Source organism: Methylotuvimicrobium sp., from assembly GCF_050611805.1.
Taxonomy (GTDB): Bacteria; Pseudomonadota; Gammaproteobacteria; order Methylococcales; family Methylomonadaceae; genus Methylotuvimicrobium.
Genome location: NZ_JBNGHF010000036.1, coordinates 42,644 through 48,920 on the forward strand (window position 1 = coordinate 42,644; position 6,277 = coordinate 48,920).

At 45.6% G+C, this 6,277-nt stretch carries 6 protein-coding genes; 2 read left to right on the plus strand and 4 right to left on the minus strand.

Annotated elements, in window-relative coordinates:
- Nucleotides 1-4 precede the first annotated feature (4 nt).
- On the minus strand, nt 5-643 hold the full coding sequence (locus ACRJJO_RS15905) for an HvfX family Cu-binding RiPP maturation protein (RefSeq protein ID WP_431066653.1): 639 nt from the start codon (nt 641-643) through the stop codon (nt 5-7).
- A 504-nt stretch (nt 644-1,147) separates the two neighbouring features.
- Between ACRJJO_RS15905 and ACRJJO_RS15910 the strand changes: the two genes are divergently transcribed.
- Nucleotides 1,148-1,501 carry a cupin domain-containing protein gene (locus ACRJJO_RS15910; RefSeq protein WP_431066654.1) on the plus strand — a complete coding sequence of 118 codons (354 nt, stop codon included), beginning with the start codon at nt 1,148-1,150 and terminating at the stop codon, nt 1,499-1,501.
- 369 nt (nt 1,502-1,870) lie between these two features.
- On the plus strand, nt 1,871-3,532 hold the full coding sequence (locus ACRJJO_RS15915) for an ABC1 kinase family protein (protein WP_431066655.1): 1,662 nt from the start codon (nt 1,871-1,873) through the stop codon (nt 3,530-3,532).
- Between the two features lie 263 nt (nt 3,533-3,795).
- Here the strand turns inward: ACRJJO_RS15915 and ACRJJO_RS15920 are convergent, their stop codons facing one another.
- From ACRJJO_RS15920 to fliJ, 3 genes are all read right to left on the minus strand, one after another.
- Nucleotides 3,796-3,996: a hypothetical protein gene (locus ACRJJO_RS15920; protein WP_431066656.1), complete on the minus strand. Its 201-nt coding sequence runs from the start codon at nt 3,994-3,996 to the stop codon at nt 3,796-3,798.
- A 338-nt stretch (nt 3,997-4,334) separates the two neighbouring features.
- The gene (locus ACRJJO_RS15925; RefSeq protein WP_431066657.1) at nt 4,335-5,672 is read right to left on the minus strand and encodes a flagellar hook-length control protein FliK; all 1,338 of its coding nucleotides are present in this window, start codon (nt 5,670-5,672) and stop codon (nt 4,335-4,337) included.
- Nucleotides 5,673-5,699: 27 nt separating this feature from the next.
- Nucleotides 5,700-6,152 carry a flagellar export protein FliJ gene (gene fliJ / locus ACRJJO_RS15930; RefSeq protein WP_431066658.1) on the minus strand — a complete coding sequence of 151 codons (453 nt, stop codon included), beginning with the start codon at nt 6,150-6,152 and terminating at the stop codon, nt 5,700-5,702.
- Nucleotides 6,153-6,277 lie beyond the last annotated feature (125 nt).

Genomic DNA, 6,277 nt, shown 5'->3' on the forward strand with positions numbered 1-6,277 from the left:
ATAGCTATTCCTCTGAGTATTTTGCCGCCAGCCAATAATCGATGCTGACATAACGTCCGGCGCCGATAAAAAACAATACTAACAACATAATAAAGTAAGTTGCGGCAAATTCGACTCCGTTATTCAATACGACGAAGGCCCCGTTTTCAGTCAGCCAGTCGTAATTGCCGTATTGCTGTAAGATCGATTTGGCCTGTTCCAGTCGCTCTACCGCACCGATCGTACGGTCGGTTGCCAATAATCCGGAACCGGTCGCAATCGCGAGCCAGCCGTTCTTGAGATGCACCAAAACTCCCGCCACCGCCATTACGATCATCAACGGTAATGAAATCAATCTGACTCCGAATCCGATCAACAAAAAAACCGATCCCAATACTTCGATCAATGCTACTAGGAATACCAGCAAATAAGGTAATGGCAAGCCCAATCCCCACTGATCATCACCAAACCATGCCGCCGTATCGGAAAAATTGGCGAATTTTTTCGACCCGGCCATCCAGAGTACCGGAACGAGATAAAGACGTAACAACAAAGGCGCTATAAAGTCGAGACACTTAAGCTTATCCAGGCCCCTTAAAGCCCATCGCATTCCGACAACACCCTTATCAAATCCCGCTTGCCAATCAATATCTTTTAAATTCATGATACTACCTCTCTGTGTTGGTTGACGATCATTGTAACTTCAAATCAGCAACAATTATTAGCGTTCAGTCTTCCATCTAAAATGTATCGACGGCTAGAATATACACCTTTCGCACTCCAAAGTTTGGCATTACCGTATGGAGAGGCCTCGAGGCATTCGGTAAAAAGTTACCTGATTAGCAAGATGCTTCAGCTTGCCGAAGCCAACTGTCCGAGCAGTGGTCAGTCGTAGCCACTTCTGCGGGACGGGGTCGCAAACCCCGTCCTGCTAGGGATATGCTGGTTTTTGGGCTTTAGCTGAAGAAACTTGCTAATCAGGAAAAGTTATAGACTTGATCGTTTAAATCGGAGTTGCTTACCCCGCCTCCACAATAACTTTTGCACCGCGAAGCTAGAGCTTCGCGCAAGTGTTTCCCAAGCAGGAGCTTGGGAAACAGCGAATCTTTCATCTTTCACCTTTCACCTTTGCTATATTTATCGCTTTTTGACTGGATTCATATTAACGATGTCCATAAGCTATTCCAATATTTTCGCAAACATTCCAAGTCGATTACCCGAAGAACTCTTCGAAACCGTGCTAAAAACCGATCATGTCCGCATTGAGCGGATTGTCTCTAGGAATCAATCGACAAAAGCCGGCCATTGGTACGATCAAGACTGGGACGAGTGGGTACTGCTCCTTCAAGGGCAAGCGAAACTACGTTATAAAAACCGCCCCGAAGATATTGTTTTAAATCCCGGAGATTATTTATTAATCCCGGCACATACCTTACATCGGGTAGAATGGACCGATCGAAACAGTGACACGATTTGGCTGGCTATTCATATGGCCGATAAAGTTACGACCGATGGCTTATGAAACTTTTATAACAAATATGAATCTCCCGATTATTCATGTTCTTTGTATACCTTTCGCACTTCAAATTTCGGCAGTGCCGGAGGAGGCGCCGGGGTATCCGAGCCCTCACCTAGCGTTAGGTGAGGGGTCAGCATGGAGCTAGCATAGAGTCTACATGGACGTATTCACGGCGTCCTTTGGCGGACATCCCGGCACCGAATTTTGATCTACTACGGGTATATATGAACTTGACGCAGACATGAATTTCAACCCAAAGTTAACGATCTGCTAACTGCTAACTATATAAATTATGAACCATTGACTTACCGAGATATCCCTCTCCCATATTGACATTCATTTCCGCCACCTAACCGTCAGCATACCAACATAATGATATTGGAAACCTTTTCCGTCGCTAGAGATTTCGGACGCGTTCATGAAATCACTTCGATTTTGATCCGCTATGGTTTCGGCGATATTGTCCGCCGACTCGGCATTGTTGGTCTTGTTGAGCGCGCCGGCCATGTTTTGCACTGGCATGAAATCGACGAATTGACCAGTATGGAACCACCGGAACGCATTCGTCGAGTTCTGGAAGAAATGGGCCCTACTTTCGTGAAACTGGGCCAGATTTTCGCAACTCGCCCCGACTTGTTCAGCCCTACCTGGATTGCCGAGTTCGAAAAACTGCAGGACCAAGCCCGTCCGGCACCGATCGATAAAATCTTGGCACAGCTAGAGGAAGACCTGGGGGCCCCGCCGCACGAAGTCTTTGCAACTTTCGACAAAACGCCGATAGCAGCCGCTTCGATTGGCCAAGTTCATAAAGCTTCGCTGGAGGATGGCACTCAGGTTATTGTCAAAATCCGCCGTCCCGGCATACGGCCTACCGTCGAAGCGGATTTGCGCCTACTCAACCAAATGACCGAGGTTGCAGCCCGGGAAATCAAGGATCTGCGTCGTTATAATCCACAGGAAATCGTACGCCAATTCACATTATCAATGCGTCGAGAGTTGGATTTGGCTATCGAAGGGCGCAATAGCGAACGCATGCGCGTCAACTTTAAAAAAAGCCGCACTATCATTATTCCCAAAGTATATTGGCAATGGACTTCTGAGCGCGTGAATGTTCAGGAATACATCGACGGCATTTCGGGTCATGATATCGATCGCATCGATGACTCAAATTTAGACCGGAAAAAACTGGCTAAAACCGGTGCCGATGCGGTGCTTAAAATGATTCTAGAAGACGGTTTTTTTCATGCCGACCCTCACCCCGGGAATTGCTTCTTTCTTTCCGGCAATCGCATCGCGTTTATCGATTTCGGCATGGTCGGCAGACTCACCGACGAACGGAGGAATCAAGTCGTCAATCTGTTGCACGGTTTAGTGGAGCGCGATCCGGATATCGTCGTCAAAATTCTTTTGAAATGGGCCGATAAGTCGATGGCAAATAAAGACGCATTGACGCTGGAAATCGACAATTTTATCGACCAATACCACGATATCCCATTGAAAGACCTGCACATAGGAGAGTTGCTATTTAATTTAACGAATTTACTACGCGACCATCAGCTCAATTTGCCGGCCGATCTGACATTATTAATTAAAACATTCATTACATTGGAAAGTTTGGGACGACAACTCGATCCGTCATTTAATTTGGTCGTGACGGCAACACCGCTACTCAAAAGGGCGTTTCTACTCCGGTACAATCCCGAAGCCATGGCGCGTCGCGGTTTTAAATCGGCGGCCGGACTCGTTGAAATGCTAAGCGAGTTACCGGAAGATATGCACCGAATTATGGAGGATTTGCGACGAGGTGCGTTGAGCGTTCGATTGGACATCACGCGACCGGAATGGCTGGGCAAGGAGCTCGACCGTGTGGTCAATCGAATTTCCGTCAGCTTAGTTACTGCGGCAATGATTATCGGCAGCTCTATTGTCTCGACCGTTGAAGGTGGTGCCTCATCGTTGATCGGTTTGACCGCTTTCGTCGGCGCATTATTGGGCGGAATTTGGTTACTCTTTTCTATTTGGCGTAGCGGTTAAAGCTTGAGCCTATCTAATCACAGAAACCGTGCCGATTACGCTGTAAGCGTCGACTGCCAATACATGACTAATACTCAGTCATTTTTACAATTTCGGATAAAAATTATTTAACTCAGCGTAAATCAATTCATCCTTCAACAGGCTCAGGACGAACGGATTTACCTTTACCCGTCAAGACAAGATTGACTGAGTGCTAGTCTACCAACGGTTTCCTTGTAAGCATCGAAAAGTAGCCCTGACCGCGCGAAGAATAAGACTGGAAATTATGTCCGCTTAAGAGAACTAATCGCTGCTCTGATAAATTCTCTCTCCGGTCTTTGTTGGTTTAAAAATTGATTGAATAACATCAAAATGCCATGTGTATTGACATGAACATGTGCACCGTAGCCTGTCATAACTAAAAATTCCTGATGCACTCGGTCAATAAATTGTGCGCGCTGTTGTGTTAGAAGCTGAGAATCCATATAAATATCCTCTTGAAATTGAATAAATTTTTTATCTCCGAAGAGAACATTACCCGATTTCTTAAATAATTTCCGAGCAATCGAAAGCAAAAATCGAAAATTTATTCATTTCCTTAATCCAGCCTTATCAAATGCAATGCCTACTGACATAAGGCGTTGAATTATAAATTAAAAACCACGACCATTTCCCACAGCTTTTACAAATAAAACTGGAGCATGATACGGCAGAATCATTTCTAGGAAAAAAACAGATAACCGTTCGCGCCGAGCCAAGTCGAAGCATGGCATACTAAAAGACACGCCGCCGTGCTCTTTAGGATTAACAAATTACACTCCCATCATGCAAAAATACTCAATATTCCTGAACTGGTTACCGCATTTGCATTATCAACATCTTCGCTAGCATTAGCCGCACTGCCCGAGTTTTCAAAAGGCCTGGTTCCACGGCTATTTTTTTGTCCACCTTCGTTTTGATGTTGAGCGGTTTGACCAAATCCCGGTAACTTAGTTTGTTCGTTAAGCGAAGCTTGAGTCACGCTAATCTCAGCTACATTCAACTGTTGAACCCCCATCATTTCACGTAACTTCGGGATCGCGGCTTCTATGGCTTCTTTTACCGCAGCTTGTTGAGCGGAAAATGCGATTGTAGTTTGATCTTGATTCATATCGATACGAATTGAAATAGGCCCGAGATGCTGAGGATTTAGTTTAAGTTCGGCAAACGGCATGGCCCGATTATTCATCCAAACAATCCGTTCGCCTAGCTCCTGGCCCCATTCGGGATGCGCCATCGGCTTGCTCATTGCCGGTGCTTCGATTTTTGTTTGACCGGCAATTTGCCGGTGTAATTGAGCCATATCCAACGCCATTTTCGGAACCGGTTTCTCAACAGCCGTAGAAGGCGCTAATTTTTTTTCAATACTTGCGGTTTTGGAATCGGTCTTGGCATGCGGGTCAACAGCCTTTCCGTCAGCCGATACTTTGCTTTCCCCAGCAATACGCTGTTCTTCGATCAGCGACTTGCCATTGCTCAGCTCCTCTCCGTTTTGTAATATATTTTTGATTAATTTAGGAATATTTCCCTCACCATCGGTAATCCCGGTATCGTTCTGATCCTCAAGCGGCAGCTTAGTATTCGCATCGACCGCCAGTATCGTCTTATCCGGGTTTTCGATAATATTCAGAGGCATTGTCGTTAACGGAATGGCAGCTGGGGTTTCCTCAGCAGAATGATCGAGCAACTTCGCTTCATCCGTTACGGCGCGTTCGACATTGCCGGACATACCAGTCGAATTAGTCAACGACTCGGTCGCGGCCTCAATATGAGCGAGTACCTCGCTTAACTTCTGCATCGTTTTCTCTAGATCGATTTCTTGATCAAAATGCTCCGAGGACGGCAATTTATTGCCCAACAAACCGGCAATTTCTTGCATAGTCGAACTCATTTGTTCGGAATCAAAACTTGTCAACTGCGTTAATTGTTCGGATATTTCCGCAAAATCAGTTATTGGCAACGTTAAATTTTCCTGAGATTCGGGTTGTGCGAGCAAACCGATCTGAGCCATCAAGGTTTCGGCAAAGTCACCGGATGTTTTATCTTCTCCCTGAAAAAGCCGGCTTAAATTTTCTTTGCCGATCGAACCGGATAACATCGTCAATAAATTTAAAGCGCTCATATACTTTTCCTCTTAACTGTTACGGATTTATCCAGCATTTTTCGTGCCGCCGCGCCGCCCTGAAGCGACTCTATCATCCTGTTCGTTCTGCTCGCGTCTATCTAACTGCTTAACTTCATCGGCTTGCGCCGCGTCAAATAATTTCGACAGGCTCTTAGTTCGATTATGCAGTCCTATCCAATTTCCGCGCACCCGACTTAGTTCCGTATCCAATGACTGCAGCGCTTGCTCCTGTCCGTTAATCGCTTGATCGAGTTTATCCAAAAAAGACTTAAACTCCAGCAATTGCCCGACCCTAGCGCCGGTTTTACAGAAAGCGTCGAATTTTTCCTGGTATTCCTGACGATAATTAATCAAATGATCGAGCTGCATTTGCAATTGAACTTGTTTTTTTTGCACTTGCCCGAATGTTTCCAAGGCTTTTTTTTCCTGGGCAACATTTAACTCGACAATCGTTTTCAGGCGTTCGGATTTTTTCATTTTATTGATAACTACCGTAGCTAAGAATCGCGCATCAAATAACTTGAACAACTATCCTGATAAAGGGAGTGGTTAGCGGTTAGCGGTTAGCGGTTAGCGGTTAGCGGTTAGCGGTTAGCGGTTAG